Origin of the sequence: Streptomyces sp. NPDC057743 (genome assembly GCF_042798755.1) — a bacterium.
GTDB lineage: Bacteria > Actinomycetota > Actinomycetes > Streptomycetales > Streptomycetaceae > Streptomyces.
In genome coordinates, this window is the sequence record NZ_JBHVJX010000021.1 from 129,690 (window position 1) to 146,964 (window position 17,275).

At 70.9% G+C, this 17,275-nt stretch carries 16 protein-coding genes and 1 riboswitch; of the genes, 8 read left to right on the forward strand and 8 right to left on the reverse strand.

What is annotated here, in order from left to right; genetic code table 11:
• Window positions 1-38: 38 nt before the first annotated feature.
• Window positions 39-200: riboswitch (cobalamin riboswitch) on the reverse strand.
• A 92-nt stretch (window positions 201-292) separates the two neighbouring features.
• Complete coding sequence (locus ACFVFQ_RS24250) at window positions 293-802, reverse strand: GNAT family N-acetyltransferase (protein ID WP_383419477.1); 510 nt, start codon at window positions 800-802, stop codon at window positions 293-295.
• A 162-nt stretch (window positions 803-964) separates the two neighbouring features.
• Between ACFVFQ_RS24250 and ACFVFQ_RS24255 the strand changes: the two genes are divergently transcribed.
• On the forward strand, window positions 965-1,615 hold the full coding sequence (locus ACFVFQ_RS24255) for a Uma2 family endonuclease (RefSeq protein ID WP_383419481.1): 651 nt from the start codon (window positions 965-967) through the stop codon (window positions 1,613-1,615).
• 12 nt (window positions 1,616-1,627) lie between these two features.
• On the opposite strand, the gene mctP is transcribed toward ACFVFQ_RS24255, so the two are convergent.
• The 3 genes from mctP to ACFVFQ_RS24270 all read right to left on the reverse strand — a co-directional run bounded on the left by mctP (window position 1,628) and on the right by ACFVFQ_RS24270 (window position 4,447).
• On the reverse strand, window positions 1,628-3,292 hold the full coding sequence (mctP, locus tag ACFVFQ_RS24260; protein WP_383419483.1) for a monocarboxylate uptake permease MctP: 1,665 nt from the start codon (window positions 3,290-3,292) through the stop codon (window positions 1,628-1,630).
• The gene (locus ACFVFQ_RS24265; protein ID WP_383419485.1) at window positions 3,289-3,549 is read right to left on the reverse strand and encodes a DUF3311 domain-containing protein; all 261 of its coding nucleotides are present in this window, start codon (window positions 3,547-3,549) and stop codon (window positions 3,289-3,291) included. The genes mctP and ACFVFQ_RS24265 overlap by 4 nt, the downstream gene beginning before the upstream one ends.
• Window positions 3,550-3,685: 136 nt before the next feature.
• Window positions 3,686-4,447 carry a GntR family transcriptional regulator gene (locus tag ACFVFQ_RS24270; protein ID WP_383419537.1) on the reverse strand — a complete coding sequence of 254 codons (762 nt, stop codon included), beginning with the start codon at window positions 4,445-4,447 and terminating at the stop codon, window positions 3,686-3,688.
• Window positions 4,448-4,690: 243 nt separating this feature from the next.
• On the opposite strand from ACFVFQ_RS24270, the gene ACFVFQ_RS24275 reads away from it, so the two are divergent.
• The 4 genes from ACFVFQ_RS24275 (at window position 4,691) to ACFVFQ_RS24290 (ending at window position 9,462) form a co-directional block, all read left to right on the forward strand.
• Entirely contained in the window at window positions 4,691-5,959 is a 1,269-nt protein-coding gene (locus ACFVFQ_RS24275; RefSeq protein ID WP_383419487.1) for an extracellular solute-binding protein, read from the forward strand.
• Window positions 5,960-6,100: 141 nt separating this feature from the next.
• Window positions 6,101-7,084 carry a carbohydrate ABC transporter permease gene (locus ACFVFQ_RS24280; RefSeq protein WP_383419489.1) on the forward strand — a complete coding sequence of 328 codons (984 nt, stop codon included), beginning with the start codon at window positions 6,101-6,103 and terminating at the stop codon, window positions 7,082-7,084.
• Window positions 7,081-7,911, forward strand: coding sequence for a carbohydrate ABC transporter permease (locus tag ACFVFQ_RS24285; protein ID WP_383419491.1), 831 nt, complete (start codon window positions 7,081-7,083; stop codon window positions 7,909-7,911). Before ACFVFQ_RS24280 ends, ACFVFQ_RS24285 begins: the two co-directional genes overlap by 4 nt.
• A gap of 3 nt (window positions 7,912-7,914) precedes the next feature.
• Window positions 7,915-9,462, forward strand: coding sequence for a glycoside hydrolase family 3 protein (locus ACFVFQ_RS24290; RefSeq protein WP_383419493.1), 1,548 nt, complete (start codon window positions 7,915-7,917; stop codon window positions 9,460-9,462).
• Window positions 9,463-10,240: 778 nt separating this feature from the next.
• On the opposite strand, the gene nagB is transcribed toward ACFVFQ_RS24290, so the two are convergent.
• Both nagB and ACFVFQ_RS24300 read right to left on the reverse strand, forming a co-directional pair.
• On the reverse strand, window positions 10,241-11,023 hold the full coding sequence (gene nagB / locus ACFVFQ_RS24295; protein ID WP_383419495.1) for a glucosamine-6-phosphate deaminase: 783 nt from the start codon (window positions 11,021-11,023) through the stop codon (window positions 10,241-10,243).
• Window positions 11,024-11,371: 348 nt separating this feature from the next.
• A complete protein-coding gene (locus tag ACFVFQ_RS24300; protein WP_383419497.1) occupies window positions 11,372-12,145 on the reverse strand; it encodes an SDR family oxidoreductase in 774 nt (257 codons plus the stop codon).
• A gap of 134 nt (window positions 12,146-12,279) precedes the next feature.
• On the opposite strand from ACFVFQ_RS24300, the gene ACFVFQ_RS24305 reads away from it, so the two are divergent.
• Window positions 12,280-12,939 carry a TetR/AcrR family transcriptional regulator gene (locus tag ACFVFQ_RS24305; RefSeq protein WP_383419499.1) on the forward strand — a complete coding sequence of 220 codons (660 nt, stop codon included), beginning with the start codon at window positions 12,280-12,282 and terminating at the stop codon, window positions 12,937-12,939.
• 356 nt (window positions 12,940-13,295) lie between these two features.
• Complete coding sequence (locus tag ACFVFQ_RS24310; protein ID WP_383419501.1) at window positions 13,296-14,768, forward strand: sensor histidine kinase; 1,473 nt, start codon at window positions 13,296-13,298, stop codon at window positions 14,766-14,768.
• Window positions 14,769-14,932: 164 nt separating this feature from the next.
• Here ACFVFQ_RS24310 and ACFVFQ_RS24315 read toward each other — a convergent pair whose 3' ends face one another.
• Both ACFVFQ_RS24315 and ACFVFQ_RS24320 read right to left on the reverse strand, forming a co-directional pair.
• Complete coding sequence (locus tag ACFVFQ_RS24315; protein ID WP_003983230.1) at window positions 14,933-15,190, reverse strand: WhiB family transcriptional regulator; 258 nt, start codon at window positions 15,188-15,190, stop codon at window positions 14,933-14,935.
• 320 nt (window positions 15,191-15,510) lie between these two features.
• Entirely contained in the window at window positions 15,511-16,494 is a 984-nt protein-coding gene (locus ACFVFQ_RS24320) for a diacylglycerol/lipid kinase family protein (RefSeq protein ID WP_383419503.1), read from the reverse strand.
• A gap of 119 nt (window positions 16,495-16,613) precedes the next feature.
• Here ACFVFQ_RS24320 and ACFVFQ_RS24325 point away from each other — a divergent pair, with 119 nt between their 5' ends.
• Entirely contained in the window at window positions 16,614-17,075 is a 462-nt protein-coding gene (locus tag ACFVFQ_RS24325) for a hypothetical protein (protein WP_383419506.1), read from the forward strand.
• The last annotated feature ends 200 nt before the right edge of the window (window positions 17,076-17,275 follow it).

Below are 17,275 nucleotides of genomic sequence, written 5' to 3' on the forward strand. Positions count from 1 at the left end.
TCCCTCGGGGCCCGGACGTCTCGACGCCGCACCAGTGGCGGTGCGGACGTACCATCGGCAGGTCTTCGGACTCGTGAGCGCGTAAGACCGCCAGAAACTGGCCGTGTCCTGCGCTCTCATACCGTTGCGGGACAGTTCCGGATTCGCACCGGATTCCCCTGCGACGACAGCGAGGACGAGCATACATCTTGTGTTGCTCCCCGCGCGCAGCCCCACATCTTGTGTCGCACCTCATGTGGTCCCTGCGCGGGTGCGAACGGCCGCACCGCCTTGCGGGGCCGGAAACAAGCCGTCAGGTCAGCTCCCGGGCAAACGCCCACAGGCGCAGGCCCGGCACCGGCTCCCAGTCCCGCCCGGCCGCCCGCGCGAACCCCAGCCGCCGGTAGAGCCGGTGCGCCGGCAGCAGGTGCCGCTGGCTCGACAGCACCATGGCGCGCAGCCCGAGCCCCCGGGCCCGCTCAAGGCAGGCCCGCACCAGCGCCTCGCCGACGCCGTGCCCGCGCCCCTCATCGCGGACCGCCAGCATCCGGAACTCGCCCTCGCCGGGCCCGGCCAACTCCGCGTACGGACTGCCGTACGCGGCGAATGTCACAGCACCCACAACCGCGCCGTCCGCCTCGTTCTTCCCGTCAACGGCCACCCATATCTCGGCGTGTTCGGCCCGGTGCGCCACCCGCCGCAGCACCGCCGCATACGGGTCGTCCGCCCCGCTGAGCAACCCGTCGGCCAGGTACACCTGGACCACCAACTCCCCGACCGTCTCGAACTCCGCCTGGCGTATGGGCCTGATCGTGATGTCCATGGGGTCAGTGTGGCGGGGGCAACCGGGTTGTGGGGAAGGGGTGTTGGCGCGCGGCGGTGACTGTCAGTGCCCGCCGCTATGGTCGAGAGCAGTAGTCGCACGGCTCCCGCCGTCCGGCTCCGATCGCCCCGTTCCGCCTGACCGTTGGAAGGAGGAGGTTCCATGACCCCGCCCGCCGATCGGCTGCCGCGCACGTCCCCCGAGCACTTCGAGGAGATCGCCCGGATACACGCCCGCGAAGAGGAGGGCGCGTGGCTTGAGTTGATCGGCGGGACGGTGCGGCCCAAGGCGAGAATGGACGGCGGCCGCGGCCTGGCCGTGGAGTGGCTGACCCGCGGTGCCCTCGCGCAGCGCCCCGAGCTCTGGTTCCACCCGGGGCAGGGCATAACGGGCGGGCGGTGCCGCGACGATCGGCTCCGGGTGGACGGTGTGCTCGCCCCCAGCGAAGCCTTCGTCGGTCAGGGCGAATGGGCCGATCCGGCGCCGGTGTTGATGGCCGTGGAGGTCACCTCGTACGAGCCGGAGACCGACCGATGCGCGCGAGCGGTGAAGCCGGCGGTGTACGCGGCCACAGGCATCCCGGTCTCGCTGCTGATCGACCGGGAGGCGGGCGAACTGGTCGTCCGCAGCCGGCCGCAGAGGGCGGGGTATGCCGAGCGGCGCACCGTGCCGTTCGGTGCGCGGCTGCGCCTCCCGCCGCCCGTGGGCCTGGAGCTCGACTCCCGACGACTGAGGGCGGCGGCGCCCTCGCCGCGGGAGTGCCCACCACGCCCGCGGGCCGCCGGGTATCCGGGGATATCCGACGGCCCGTAGGGGATTTCGGGGTCAGTGCCCGCCCGGCGCCCCCGCCGTGGCCGGCGGCAGGTCGGCCGTGACGCCCTCGTCGCCGACGTCGGCGGTGTAGTCGCCGGGGGCGGTCTCGTCGACGCCCTCGGGGGCCTTGAGGGCCTTCAGGACGAGGGTGAGCACGACCGTCACCAGCACGTTGAGCACGAAGGCGGTGAGGCCGATGTAGCCGATCTCGCCGATGCCGGGGATCTGCGCGCTGGAGCCGCCGAAGTGCTTCTGGGTCGGGCTGGCCACGCCGTACGCGGCCAGGGTGCCGTAGAGCATGCCGATCGCCCAACCGGCCAGCAGCGCCCAGCGGTGGAACCAGCGGGTGAACAGCCCGCCCACCAGCGCCGGCATGGTCTGGAGGATCCAGATGCCGCCCAGCAGTTGGAAGTTGATGGCGACGGTCTTGTCCATGGTCAGGACGAAGACCAGGGCGCCGACCTTGACCAGGAGGGAGACCAGCTTGGCCACCTTGTGTTCCTGCTCGGGCGTGGCGGTGGGCTTCAGGAAGTCCTTGTAGACGTTCCGGGTGAAGAGGTTGGCGGCGGCGATCGACATGATCGCGGCGGGCACCAGCGCGCCGATGCCGATCGCGGCGAACGCCACCCCGGCGAACCAACTCGGGAACATGTCCGCGAACAGCTGCGGGATCGCCAGCTGCGCATTGCCGTGGGTGTCCGTCCCGGCCTTGAGCGCCATGAAGCCGAGCAGCGCGAGGAAGCCCAGCATCAGCGAGTAGATCGGGAGGATGGTGGTGTTGCGACGGATCACGTTGCGGCTGCGCGAGGAGAGCGTCGCGGTGATCGAGTGCGGGTACATGAACAGCGCCAGCGCCGAGCCGAGCGCCAAAGTGGCGTACGCCCACTGGGCGTTGGGGCCGCTGGCCAGTTCGCCGCGCGGTTTGCCGGTGGGGCCGGGCTGGGCGAGCGCCTTGCCCGCCGCGTGGAAGATCTCGCCGAAGCCGCCCAGTTTGAGCGGGATGTAGATGATCGCCACCGCGATGACCAGGTAGATCAGCCCGTCCTTGACGAACGCGATCAGCGCCGGCGCGCGCAGGCCCGAGGAGTAGGTGTAGGCGGCCAGCACGGCGAACGCGATCAGCAGCGGCAGGTCCTTGACGAACCAGTTGGCGTGCTCCCCGCCACCGACCCCCATCACGTCCAGGACGGCCTGGATGCCGACGAGTTGGAGCGCGATATAGGGCATCGTGGCCAGCAGGCCGGTCAGCGCCACGGCCAGCGACAGCCCCTTGGAGCCGAACCGCCCGCGGACGAAGTCGGAGGTGGTGACGTAGCCGTGGCGGTGCGAGACCGACCACAGCCGGGGCAGGAAGGTGAAGATCAGCGGGTAGACCAGGATGGTGTACGGGACGGCGAAGAAGCCGGACGCGCCCGCCGAGTAGATCGCCGCCGGGACGGCCACGAAGGTGTACGCGGTGTAGAGGTCGCCGCCGAGCAGGAACCAGGTGATCCAGGTGCCGAAGCTGCGTCCGCCCAGGCCCCATTCGTCGAGGTTGGCGGACTGTTCGGCCCGGCGCCAGCGCGCGGCCAGGAAGCCCATGACCGTGACGGCGAGGAAGAAGAAGACGAAGACGGCGAGGGCCACGCCGTTGACGCCCTGGGAGCCGGCGGCGAGTGCGGTGGACGGGTGCGTCATCGGCCCGCACCGCCCTTGCGGGCGCGCTGCTCGCGCCGGACCAGCGTGTAGGCCACGGTCGTCAGCACCGTCGAGATCAGCACCCAGGCCATCTGGTACCAGTAGAAGAACGGGATCCCGATCAGCGTCGGCTCGACCCTCGCGTACGAACTCACCCACAGCATCGCGACGAACGGGGCGAGCAGGCACAATCCGGCCACCACCCGTGTGGGGGTGACGACCGGTCTGCGGTCCGGTGATGCGGCGTTCTCGGCCATGGCCGTTGGCTCCCGTCCCTGGTGAACTCCGGTGTAATCGGCTGGAAATCTATGCCAGGGGCGTGGTGCGCGTCACTAGCCGTCCGCATATCGGTACGCACCAGTGACCGTAGGGGAGTTGGGGGGGCGGGGGCCGTCAGTCCGTCGGGCGTCGCAGGCGGGCGACGAACTTGTAGCGGTCGCCGCGGTAGACCGAGCGCACCCACTCCACCGGCTGGCCCCGGGCGTCCAGCGAGTGCCGGGAGAGCATCAGCATCGGCAGGCCGACGTCGGTGCCCAGCAGCCCGGCCTCGCGCGGGGTGGCCAGCGAGGTCTCGATGGTCTCCTCGGCCTCCGCCAGTCGGACGTCGTAGACCTCCGCCAACGCGGTGTAGAGCGAGGTGTACTTGACCAGGTTGCGGCGGAGCGCCGGGAAGCGCTTGGCGGACAGGTGGGTGGTCTCGATCGCCATCGGCTCGCCGCTGGCCAGCCGCAGCCGCTCGATGCGCAGCACCCGGCCGCCGGGGGCGATGTCCAGCAGCCCGGCCAGCCGGTCGTCGGCGGTGACATAGCCGATGTCCAGCAGTTGGGAGGTCGGCTCCAGGCCCTGGGCCCGCATGTCCTCGGTGTAGGAGGTCAGTTGCAGCGCCTGGGAGACCTTGGGCTTGGCGACGAAGGTGCCCTTGCCCTGGATGCGCTCCAGGCGGCCCTCGACGACGAGTTCCTGGAGGGCCTGACGGACGGTGGTGCGGGAGGTGTCGAACTCGGCGGCGAGGGTGCGCTCGGGCGGCACCGGGGTGCCGGGCGGCAGGGTCTCGGTGATCTGAAGCAAGTGCCGCTTGAGGCGGTAGTACTTGGGCACCCGGGCGGACCGCACGCCCCCGCCACCGTGCTCGGCGCTGCCCGCGTCGGTCTCCATGACCCGCCTCTCCGATGCCTGTCGTGCTGCCGTCACCGGCTCCTCCGTACGTAGCGGCTCACATCGTGGCACGGGCGGGATGCCCATGCGTCCACACGGGTCGCGGCCCGCCCCAGATGTCGGTCCGGTAACGGACCTGACAGCGACTCTTATACACCCTTGACACCCCTAAAGGTCTAGGCCAAGCTGCGAGAACTGGTCTAAACCATTAAAGCCACACCCGTCCTTGAGGGGGAGAGCGCAATGAAGCGTGGGCTCATAGCGGCGACCGCGGCCGCGGGAATGCTGGTGAGCGTCGCTGCCTGTGGGTCGAGCGGCGGCAAGAATGCGGGCGCCGACGGCTTCAAGGGCCAGAAGTTGACGGTCTGGGTGATGTCCGGATCCAATCCGCAGCAGTGGACCAAGCAGGTGTCCGAGCAATTCAAAAAGAAGACCGGCGCCACCGTTGAATTCAAGGTCCAGCAGTGGAACGGAATTCAGCAGAAGTTGAGCACCGCGCTGTCCGAGGACACCCCGCCGGACGTGGTCGAGATCGGCAACACCCAGACCGCCGCCTACGCCAAGGCCGGCGCCCTGGTCGACCTCGGTGACCTGAAGAAGGAGATCGGCGCCGACTGGAGCGACGCCTTCAACAAGGCCGCCGTGGTGGACGGCAAGCAGTACGCGCTGCCGTGGTTCGCCGGCAACCGCGTGGCGATGTACAACAAGAAGATCTGGGCCGCGGCCGGGATCAAGAAGAACCCCACCACCCGCGCCGAACTCTTCCACGACTTCGACACCATCAAGAAGAAGACCGACGCCGAGCCGCTCTATCTGCCCGGCCAGAACTGGTACTTCCTCGACGGCCTGACCATCGGCACCGGCGCGCAACTGGTGAAGAAGGCCGGCGACAAGTGGGTTTCGAATATCGCCGACCCCAAGGTCGCCAAGGCCATGGACATTTACCAGCAGTACCAGGCGTTCGGCAACGCGCCCAAGAACAAGGACGAGGCCACCCCGCAGCAGGCCGAGATCTTCGCCAAGGGAAAGACCGGCGCCATCATCGCCATGGGTTATGAGGCGGCCACCGCCATCAAGGCAAACCCCAAGATCAAGGACGACATCGGCTTCTTCACCATTCCCGGTGAGACCGCCGACAAGCCCGAGGGCGTTTTCCTCGGCGGCTCCAACTTCGCGGTCGCCGGGCTGAGCAAGAACCAGGACCTCGCCAAGGAATTCCTCAAGGTCGCGCTCTCCAAGGAGAACGACGCCCAGATGGTGCGCGAGTCCGGCTGGACGCCCAAGTCCCCGGCCCTGGCGAGCGCGGCCAAGGGCAACCCGGCCGCCGCGGCCGCCGCCCCGGCCGCCGAGAAGGCCGGCGGCACCACCCCGTTGATCCCCCAGTGGGCCGCGGTCGAGAACGTGCCGAACCCGATCAAGAACTACATGACCGCGGTCCTGAACGGTAAGGCCCCGACCGACGCGGCCAAGGACATCGAGTCCGAGATCAACGCCCGGCTCGCCAAGCAGTAGCCGGCCCCCGACGCGTACGGGCCGGCCGCCCCCGGCCCGTACGCCCGTCCGCCGCTGACCCCCCGAGCACCCCGGCGGGGCCGGCGGCGGCAACCACCGGAACCACCAGGCGCATTCACGGGAACGAGGGGACCACAGCTCATGGCAGTGCAGCTCGACGAAGCGGCCGGGAGGACCGCGCCGCGGACCCGCAAGCGCGGCGCACCGCCCGGCCGGAGCGGCCCCGGCGGCCGGCGGGCGGCCCGCGGCGCGCCGTACCTCCTGCTGCTCCCGGCCCTGCTCGCCACCGCGGTCTTCCTCGGCTGGCCGCTCGTCCGCAACCTGGTGCTCTCCTTCCAGAACCTCAACATGAAGGAGCTGATCCAGCACCTCACCGACTGGCGGGGCCTGGGCAACTACCAAGAGGTGCTGGGCAGCGACCAGTTCTGGCGGGTCACCCTCCGCACCATCGCCTTCACCGCCGTCAACGTCGTACTGATCATGGTGCTCGGCACCCTGCTCGGGCTGCTGCTGGCCCGGCTCGGCAAGAAGATGCGGCTGGTGCTGTCCGCGGCGCTGGTGCTGGCCTGGGCGATGCCGGTGATCGCCGCCACCACCGTCTTCCAGTGGCTCTTCGACTCCCGCTACGGCGTCGTCAACTGGCTGCTGGCGCACCTCGGTTGGCGCTCCATGGCGCACTACGACTGGGTCGGCACCCAGTTCTCCACCTTCTTCGTCATCACCGTGCTGATCGTCTGGCAGTCGCTGCCCTTCGTGGCCCTCAACCTCTACGCGGCCACCACGACCATCGCCAAGGAGCTCTACGAGGCGGCCCGGATGGACGGCGCCGGCGCCTGGAAGATCTTCACCTCCGTCACCTTCCCCTTCCTGCGCCCCTTCTTCCTGGCCACGACGTTCCTCGAAGTCATCTGGGTCTTCAAGGCGTTTCCGCAGATCTTCGCGATCAACCAGGGCGGCCCCGACCGGCTCACCGAGACGCTGCCGATCTACGCCTTCACCGAGGGCGTCGGCAACCTCCACTTCGGCATGGGCGCCGCGATCTCCGTGCTGACCATCGTCGTGCTGCTCGCCCTCACCGCGTACTACCTGCGCCTGACGCTCAAGCAAGAGGAGGACGCGCTGTGAGGCGCTCACTCGCCGGCCGGATCTGGCCCAACGCGACCGCCGCCGTCCTCGCCCTCGGCTTCGTCTTCCCCGTGTACTGGATGTTCGCCACGGCCTTCAAGCCGACCGGGGACATCCTCAGCGAGGACCCCGTGTGGTTCCCGCTCCACGGCACCCTCAGCCACTTCGCGACGGCGGTGAACGCGCCCAACTTCTGGCAGCTGGCCACCAATTCGATCGTGGTGACCGTGCTCGCCGTCGGGCTCTCGCTGGTCATCGCGTTGTGCGGCGCGTTCGCCATCGCGCGGATGCGCTTCAAGGGCCGCAAGGGCATCCTGCTGACCTTCATGGTGGCCCAGATGGCGCCCTGGGAGGTCATGGTGATCTCGATCTACCTGATCGTCCGGGACGCGGACCTGCTCAACAGCCTGCTGCCGCTCACCTTCTTCTACATGCTGATGGTGCTCCCCTTCACCCTCCTCACGCTGCGCGGCTATGTCGCCGCGGTGCCCAAGGAGTTGGAGGAGTCCGCGCTGGTCGACGGCTGCACACGCCGCCAGGCGTTCGTCAAGGTCGTGCTGCCGCTGCTGGCCCCCGGCCTGATGGCCACCTCCCTCTTCGGCTTCATCACCGCCTGGAACGAGTTCCCGCTGGTCCTGGTGCTCAACAAGGAGCCCGGCGCCGGCACCCTGCCGCTCTGGCTCTCCCAGTTCCAGTCCCAGTTCGGCGACGACTGGGGCGCCACCATGGCCGCCGCCTCGCTCTTCGCCCTGCCGATCCTGATCCTGTTCCTCTTCCTCCAGCGCAAGGCGGTCGGCGGTCTCGCCTCCGGCGCCGTGAAGGGATGACCGATGGCCACCGCTCTCCGCCCGACCGACACCCTCACCCGGGACGCGCTCGCCGTCCTCCAGCCCGGCTTCACCGGCACCACCGCGCCGGACTGGCTGCTGCGCCGCCTCGACGAGGGGCTGGCCTCCGTCGCCCTCTTCGGCCGCAATGTGCACGGACCCGAACAACTCGCCGCCCTCACCGGCCAATTGCGCGGTGCTCGTGACGAACTCCTCGTCGCCATCGACGAGGAGGGCGGCGACGTCACCCGCCTCGAAGTGCGCGGCGGCTCCTCCTTCCCCGGCAACCTCGCCCTCGGCGCCGTCGACGACACCGCGCTGACCCGCGACGTCGCCCGCGAACTCGGCCGCCGACTGGCCGATTGCGGCGTCAACTTCAACTGGGCACCCTGCGCCGACGTCAACTCCGACCCCGCCAACCCCGTCATCGGCGTCCGCTCCTTCGGCGCCGACCCGGCCCTCGTGGCCCGGCACACCGCCGCCTACGTCGAGGGGATGCAGTCCGCCGGCGTCGCCGCCTGCGCCAAGCACTTCCCCGGCCACGGCGACACCGCCGTCGACTCCCACCACGACCTGCCCCGCGTCACCGCCGACCTGACGACGCTCCGGGAACGCGAACTGGTCCCGTTCCGCGCCGCGGTGGCCGCCGGCACCCGCGCCGTGATGACCGCCCACCTCCTCCTCCCGGCGCTGGACCCCGAACGCCCCGCCACGCTCAGCCCGGCCGCCCTGCACGGCCTGCTGCGCGCCCCCGTCGCCGCCGGCGGCCTCGGCTTCGACGGCCTGATCGTCTCCGACGGCATCGAGATGCGGGCCATCTCCGCCACCTACGGCATCGAGCGCGGCACCGTCCTGGCGCTCGCCGCCGGCGCCGACGCGATCTGCGTGGGCGGCGGACTGTCCGACGAGGCCACCGTGGACCGGCTGCGGGACGCGCTGGTCCGGGCCGTCAGGGAAGGCCAACTGCCCGAAGAGCGGCTCGCCGACGCCGCGGCGCGGGTGCGCGCCCTGGCGCACTGGACCCGGGTCGCGGGTGCGGGGGAGGGGGCCGCGCCCGCCCCCGGGATCGGCCTGGCCGCCGCCCGCCGCGCCGTCCGGCTGACCTCCGTCACCCCGCACCGCCCGCTCACCGTCCCCGCCTACGTCGCCTCGTTCACCCCGCGCGCCAACATCGCCGTCGGCGACGAGACCCCCTGGGGCGTCGCCGCCGAACTCGCCCGCCTCCTCCCCGGCACCGGGTCCACCACCTACACCGCCGCCGACGCCGCGGCCGGCCCCGCCGCCCTCGTCGACGCCCTGCTCACCGCCGCCGGCGACCGCCCGATCGTGGCCGTCGTCCGCGACCTCCACCGCCACCCCTGGATGGCCGACACCCTGCACGCCCTGCTGACCGCCCGCCCCCACACCGCCGTCATCGAAATGGGCGTCCCCCAGGCCCCACCCCAGGGCGCCCCCCACATAGCCACCCACGGCGCGGCCCGCATCTGCGCCCAAGCAGCCACGGAGGCCCTGACGGGAAGGGGAGCTTGGGCGGAGGGCGCGGACACCTGAGACGCCACGACGCGGGCACGCTGGAGGCACCAACAGCCCGCCGCGCCAACCAGTGCCCACGCCCGCCTCACCCACGCCCGCCTCACCCCCGGGCGCCCGCCCCCGGGCGCCCGCCCTCAGGCGCCGGGCTCATCGACTCGCCACATCCCGGGCCCCCTCCGCCCACGCGAAGGCACCCGATCCACCAACCCACCGGGTACGCCAGCCTGTTGCGTCCTGCCATTACGCCCCAGACACGCCTTCCACCACCCCGCCAGTCATGCCGCCCCGTTGACCCCTCAGGCGCGCTCACATCTTGGCCCTGGGGCATGAGCGGCTGGTGGGCTGGTCGCTCCTGGGGCCGGATGCCTGTGGTCGGCTGCTCGCGGCGCGGACCCTCGCGGGCCGACGGGCCGACGGGCCGACGGGTCGACGGGCCGACGGGCTGACGGGCCGACCGGCCGACCGGCCGATGGGCCAACGGGCTGGCCTGCGCCGGAGGTTGCGACGCCCGACGGGCTGCGGACCTGTCACCTGACGGGCTGGGGCGCGTGACGGCCAGCCCCCAGTCGGCCGCTCCCGTAGTCGGGAACACCTCCGGCGGGACGCATGCCCCCGCAATCCGACGCAATCTGACGCAATCCGACTCGGACGAATCCGACTCGGCCACCACCCGCCCAACTCCCCAACGCCGGCTGCTCGTAGGCCACCCCCGCAAACACACCGAGGGCCCGCCCCGCGCCGGCATCCCGTCAAGGCCCGTCGCTGGTGCGGGCCCTCGGGCCGCCGGTCGGTTCCGTCAGAGGCCCTGCCACTCCGGCTTGGCGGCGTAGGTCGCGCGGAAGTACTCGGCCAGCTTCAGCTTGGACGCCGCGGCCTCGTCGACAACCACCGTCGCGTGCGGGTGGAGCTGTAGCGCCGAGGCCGGCACCAGCGCGGCCACCGGGCCCTCGACGGCCTGGGCCACCGCATCGGCCTTGCCCTCGCCGGTGGCGAGCAGCACCACGTGCCGCGCCTCCAGGATGGTGCCGATGCCCTGGGTGATGACGTGGTGCGGAACCTCGTCCAGGCTGTCGAAGAAGCGGGCGTTGTCCTCCCGGGTCTGCTGGGTGAGGGTCTTGATGCGGGTACGCGAAGCCAGCGACGAACAGGGCTCGTTGAAGCCGATGTGCCCGTCGGTGCCGATGCCCAGCAACTGGAGGTCCACGCCGCCGGCCTCGCGCAGCGCCCGGTCATACGCCTCGCACGCGGCCTGGACGTCCTCAGCCGTGCCGTCCGGCCCCATGAACGCGCCCTCGTCGAGCCCCAGCGGCTCCACCACCTCGCGCAGCACCACCGAGCGATACGACTCGGGATGCCCGGCCGGCAGCCCCACGTACTCATCGAGCTGGCAGATCCGCGTCCGCGAGGCGTCCACCTCGCCGGCCCGGACCTTCGTCGCCAACGCCTCGTAGATGGGCAACGGCGTCGAGCCGGTGGCCACGCCGAGGAGCGCCTCGGGCTTGCGGCGCACCAGGGTGGCGATCGCCTCCGCGATGAGCTCGCCGCCTGCCGCGGCATCCTGGACGATGACAACTTCCACGCTGGGCCTGCCGTTCTGGAGAATGGGCTATGTGGTATAGACCAATCTAGCAGAGGCGGGCCCACGCGGTCCCGTGGCGCCGTTGAACGACAGGGCACGTTTTCCCGACCGCTAACCGTCGATCCGGTGGCCGGACGACGGGCCGATGGACGGACCGAGGAGCGGACGGAAGAGCGGGCCGAGTGCCTCACCGAGTGATCCACCGCGCGACGTACCGATTGCCCCATCGAGTGACCCGCCGAGCGACGTACCGGTGGACGCACCGATTGACGGGGCGGCCGACGGTTCGACGGGTGTACCGGTCGTGGGTGGGGGCGAGTCGCCGCCGGGCGGCGCGGCGCCGGCCGGTCACAGCAGGGCGCCACCCGTGGCGTCTATCCACTGGCCCGTCACCCAGCGGCTGTCGTCCGAGGCGAGGAACCCCGCGATGTCGGCGATATCGGTGGCGTCCGCCACCCGTCCCAGCGGGGAGAGCGCACCGGTCGCGGCGCGCGCCTCGGCGTTCTCCTCGCCGCGCAGCCAGGCGGCGTTCATGTCCGTGTCGGTGGCGCCGGGTGCCACCGCGTTGACCGTGATGCCGCGGGGGCCGAGCTCCTTCGCCAGCGAGCGGGTCAGCACATCGATCGGCCCCTTCGACATCGCGTAGGCGATCAGATCGGACTTGGCCGCGCCGTGCGTCAGCCGCGTGGAGACGTTGATGATCCGTCCACCGTCCCGCAGTCGGGACAGGCCCTCCTGGATGACGAAGTACGGCGCGGTGGCGTTGACCGCGAAGAGGTGCTCGACGTCGGCGCGGGTCATCTCGCCGAAGGGGCGCAGCGCGCCGTCCAACGTCTTATTGATTCCAGCGTTGTTGACCAGGATGTCCACCCCGTCCGCCTGCTCGTCGAACGCGGCCCACAGCGCCTCGGTGTCGCCGGACACCCCCAGCGCGGCGCGGAGCGTGAACGCCTCGCCGCCCGCCGCCTCGATCGCCGCGGCCGTCTCCTTCGCCGCCGTCTCGTCGCTCCCGTAGTGCACGCCGACCCGCGCGCCGTCCCGCCCCAGGCGCTCCGAGATCGCCCGGCCGATGCCCCGGCTGCCGCCCGTCACCAGTGCCGTCCTGCCGCTGAGCACACCCATTGCGAGCTCCTCCCCATCGTTCGCCCGCGCGCCCCTCGGCGCGCACGCCTGCTCGTCCGCGAACGATTTCTGTATCGCTCGCTACACAAAAACCGTAGCACGCGTTTCTTAGCGGCCGCTATAGAATTCACTCCATGGTGGCCAAGGAGACCAAGCAGCGCGGCCGACCCCGGTCCTTCGACCGGGAGACGGCCCTGGAGAAGGCGATCCGCTCCTTCTGGGAGTACGGCTACGAATCCACGTCCATCGCCGACCTCACCCGCGAGATGGGCATCAGCGCCCCCAGCCTCTACGCCGCCTTCGGCGACAAGCGGGCCCTGTTCGACGAGGCGATAGCGGTGTACGGGGAGGTGTACGGCGGCTTCATCCACCGCGCCCTGGCCGAGGAGCCGACCGCCCGCCGTGGCGTCGAACGGGCCCTGCGCGAGGCCGCGGCCGAGTACACCGCCCCAAACCGCCCGCGCGGCTGCATGGTCATCAGCGCCGCGCTCAACACCGCCCCCGCCTCCGCCGAGGTCGCCGCGTCCCTGCGCGACAAGCGGCAGTCGAACGTCCGGGAGATCGAGCGCGCGATCCGCGCGGACGCCGCCACCGGCGAACTCCCCGCCGACACCGACGCGCACGCCCTCGCCGAGTACGTGAGCGCGATCATCGCGGGGATGTCGCAGTCCGCCCGGGACGGCACGGACCGCGCGACGCTGGAGGCGGTCGCCTCGCTGGCGATGAACGCCTGGCCGGAAAAGGGGGATCGGGCCCAGAGGGCGCGCGGCGCGGACCCCACCGACGGACGCTGACCCCCGAAAACACCCGCGGGCCGCGGCGCCGGGACAGGACCCTCAACCTGTCCGGCACCGCAGCCCGGAGCTGACATCGGCCGGCCCCGTAGTGCGGGCGGTTGGTGCTCCCTGTGCGGTAGGGGGCACGGCCCCGTCCCGGGACCGGTCGATCTTAAGGCCCGGGCGCAGTCAGGGCAGAGAGCGCCGTGGGCCTCGGTCCGCCCTCCTGTGCGGGGAGAGCGGAGGTTCCAGCGGTTCGGGGCTTCGCCCCGGTGTGCCGCACCGCACATTCTGGACTAGACCATTCTTGTCTGTCCATGGCCGTGCAGGCACAACACATACCGTACGCCGGTAGGCTCCGAGGTGTGCCCTCGATGAACGATCTCGTACGCCAGCACACCGCTCTGAGCGATTCCGACCTGGAGTGGCTCCACCTGCTGGTCTCGGAGTGGCAGTTGCTCTCCGACCTCTCCTTCGCCGACCTCGTCCTGTGGGTCCCCACCCTCGACGGCACCCGCTATGTGTCGGTCGCCCAGATGCGCCCCAACACCGGACCGACCTCCTACCAGGACGACATGGTCGGCCACCTCGTCCCCCGGGGCCGCCGCCCGATGTTGGACTCCGCACTGGACGAGGGCCGCATCGTGCGCGAGGGCGACCCCGAGTGGCGCGAGGAGGTGCCGGTCCGGGTGGAGTCCATCCCGGTCCGCCGCGAGGGGAGGGTCCTCGGGGTGATCGCCCGCAACACCAACCTGCTGACCGTACGGACGCCCAGCCGGCTGGAGTTGACCTACCTCCAGAGCGCCTCCGACCTGGCCCAGATGATCGCCGCCGGAACGTTTCCCTTCCCCGGCCAGCAGGTCGACATGGACGCCTCGCCGCGCGCCGGCGACGGTCTGATCCGGCTCGACGCCGACGGCGTCGTCCAGTACGCCAGCCCCAACGCGCTCTCCGCCTACCACCGGCTCGGCCTCGCCGCCGACCTCGTGGGCCACCACCTCGGCCAGGCCACCGCCGAACTGGCCCCGGCCCGCGGCCCGGTGGACGAGGCCCTGGTCAAACTGGCCAGCGGCTGGGCGCCGCGGGAATTCGAGGTCGAGGGCGACGACGGAGTGATCCAATTGCGGGCCATTCCCCTCAAGCCCAAAGGAACGCATATCGGTTCGCTCGTCCTGCTGCGCGACGTCACCGAACTCCGCCGCCGCGAACGGGAACTGATCACCAAGGACGCCACCATCCGGGAAATCCATCACCGGGTGAAGAACAACCTCCAGACCGTGGCCGCCCTGTTGCGGCTGCAGTCCCGCCGGATGGATTCCGAGCAGGGCCGCGAGGCCCTCAACGAGGCGGTGCGCAGGGTCGGTTCGATCGCGATAGTCCACGAGACGCTCTCCCAAACCCTCGACGAGCGGGTGGAGTTCGACGAGATCGCCGACCGGGTGCTGGCCATGGTCGCGGAGATCGCGCCCGGGAAGGTGGCCACCCGCCGCACCGGACGCTTCGGCATCCTGGACGCCGAGGTGGCCACCCCGCTGTCGATGGTGCTCACCGAGGTGCTCCAAAACGCCCTGGAACACGCCTTCGAGCAGGTGCAGCACGGCGCCGTCGAGGTCGCCGCGGTGCGCGGCGGCAGCCGCACCGAGCCCCGACTGCTCGTCACCGTCCAGGACAACGGCCGCGGACTGCCCGAGGGTTTCGATCCGCAGCGCGCCGGAAACCTGGGGCTGCAGATCGTACGGACCCTGGTGGAGGGGGAGTTGGGCGGAACGTTCGATATGGCCCGCCGGCCCGAGGGCGGCACCCAGGTGCTCCTCGACATCCCCGTACGGGCCGACAAGAAGCACTGAGCGGCGGGCCGCCGCCCGCCGCCCATCCGACACAGCAACAAGCCCCGGACCGATCCCGGTCCGGGGCTCAAAGCTGTGGTGATGCGCTGTCGACCGGGTCTTCAACTCCGGGCGGGCATCGAAGGTACTGCGCGCTGCGGCTCGGGGGCCACGGGGAGGTCGTCTCAGGCGCTGGCGTTACGCGCCCGGTTACGAGCAGCACGGCGCTTCATGGCGCGGCGCTCGTCCTCGCTCAGACCACCCCAGACGCCCGAGTCCTGACCGGACTCAAGCGCCCACTGCAGGCACTGCTCCATGACGGGGCAGCGGCGGCAGACGGCCTTGGCTTCCTCGATCTGCAGCAGCGCGGGACCGGTGTTGCCGATGGGGAAGAAGAGCTCGGGGTCTTCTTCGCGGCAAACGGCGCGGTGACGCCAGTCCATGGCTGCTCCATCTCCTCGTGTGACGGGAACGTTGCTTGTGAATGTGAACGCTTTCACGAATCCCTCCACAAGGGAAGGGCCGAAAGCCAGTCAAGGACTGGTGCGGTCCTGTGGAATGAGGAGGAGGATTCGGGCTCTCAAGGGGGCCGGTAAAGCGGCCGTCCCGATCGCCATGAAGAGACTCGCAAACCTCGGCGACGGATACAACCCCTTCCGGAAACTTTTTTTTGATTCCTTGGTGTCGCCTAGCTCACAGCCGTCATTCCAGGGGGTGGAGGCCAGCCTAAACGTTCGAGTGAAAGGACTTTAGGCCCTACTGCTCACACAATCACACGCAGTGCACGGCGTACGCCTGTGAACGTCACACTCGTCCGCAGTCCCAGGTGGTCACCGTCCATCTGAAACGGCAGGGGAACCTGCGAATGCAAGGTGAAGTCGGTGAGGTCGTGGAGCGAGAGGACGTGCTTGCCGCGTGGGCCGCGATCCGGCGTCGAGGCGAGGAGCTGGGAACCGTAACGGGTCACCGCCGGCACCGAGAACTTGTCCAGCGCGAAGAGGTCCAGGGCCGTGTCGAAGGACGCCTCGGGGGAGGGGTAGATCGGGCGGTTGCCCAGGTACGACCAGGGGGCGGTGTTGCAGATTATGGACATCGCGAGGTTCTCGGTGACCTCCGTGGTGCCCGGCTCCGCGCCCGGTCGTTCGAGCGTGATGGTGCCCTGCCGGCGGTTGGCCTCGCCCAGGAACTGCCGGACGACCTGCCGCACGTACAGCGCGTGGGTGGACCGCTTGCCGCGCTCGCGCTGCTGCTCGACCCGGCCGACCACGCCCGCGTCGAAGCCGAAGCCGGCGCAGAAGGTGAACCACCGGCCCGGCACTCCCTCGTCCGGGCTGCCGACGGTGCCCGAGGCGAGGCCCAGGCCGACCGTGCGCTCGCTCTTGTCGCGCAGCGCGTCCAGCAGGGCGCCGGTGGCCTCCACGACGTCGTTGGGGAGGCCCAGGGCGCGGGCGAAGACGTTGGTGGAGCCGCCGGGGACCACCGCGAGCCGGGGGTGCGAGTCCGGGTCGGGGCCGGTGGTCAGCAGGCCGTTGACGACCTCGTTGACCGTGCCGTCGCCGCCGAGCGCCACCACCAGGTCGGTCTCCCCGCCCTCGGCGGCCTCCCGGGCCAGGTCGCGGGCGTGTCCGCGGTACCGCGTCTCGGCGACCTCCAGCTTGAGGTCGCTGGCCAGCGCGTGGGTGAGTACCTCACGGGTGCGGGCGCTCGTGGTGGTTGCTGCGGGATTGACCACGAGAAGTGCGCGCATATGCAGCAGCGTACCTACCTGCCGGTACCGGCCTCACTCCTGTCCACGCTCCGGGCGACCGACGATCCGGGCTCCGGGTGACCGACGGTCCGGCCGGGGCCCGGCGCTACCCTGCTGGGGTGACCAGTCAGCAGAAGCAGTCCCCGAAGCGAGCCGCCGGCACCCCCGCGGTGTCCGAGCCGGAGGGCCCGCGTCCCGCCCGGCTGAGCGCCGCCGCGGCGCTCACCGCCGTCGAGGGGTTGGCGCTGGCCGCCCTCGGCGCCTACATGCTGATCAACGGGCTGGTCGGGGCGCCCGACAGCCCGCAGCAGGCGGAGATGGGCGGGGTGACCATCCTGGCGCTGGCGGTGCTCCCGTTGGTTGCCGCGCGCGGTCTGTGGCTCCGCCGCCGGTGGAGCCGGGGGCCTTCACTGATCACCCAGATCGTGGCCCTGCCGGTCGCCTGGACGCTCATCAAGGGCGGCGGCGCGCTGATCGCCGCCGGCGCCGCGCTGGCGGTGGCGGCGCTGGTCGTGCTCGTCCTGCTGGTCAACCCGACGGCGACCACCGCGCTGGGCATCGGCCCGCGGGAGACGCCGTAGGCCCAACGACGGCCGGAGAGCGCGTAGATGGCCCCGTAAGCGGGTGCGCCGTGAACGTGCGAGTGGCCCCGTAGGGGAGGGGCGAACGGATCCCGTAGGGGACGTCGCCGCCCCCTGCGGGGCCATAACGGTGTGGGGGCGGGGTGGTATTCCCGGGCCGCGCCCCGCCGGGGTGGGATCGACGGCGGGGGACGGGCAGG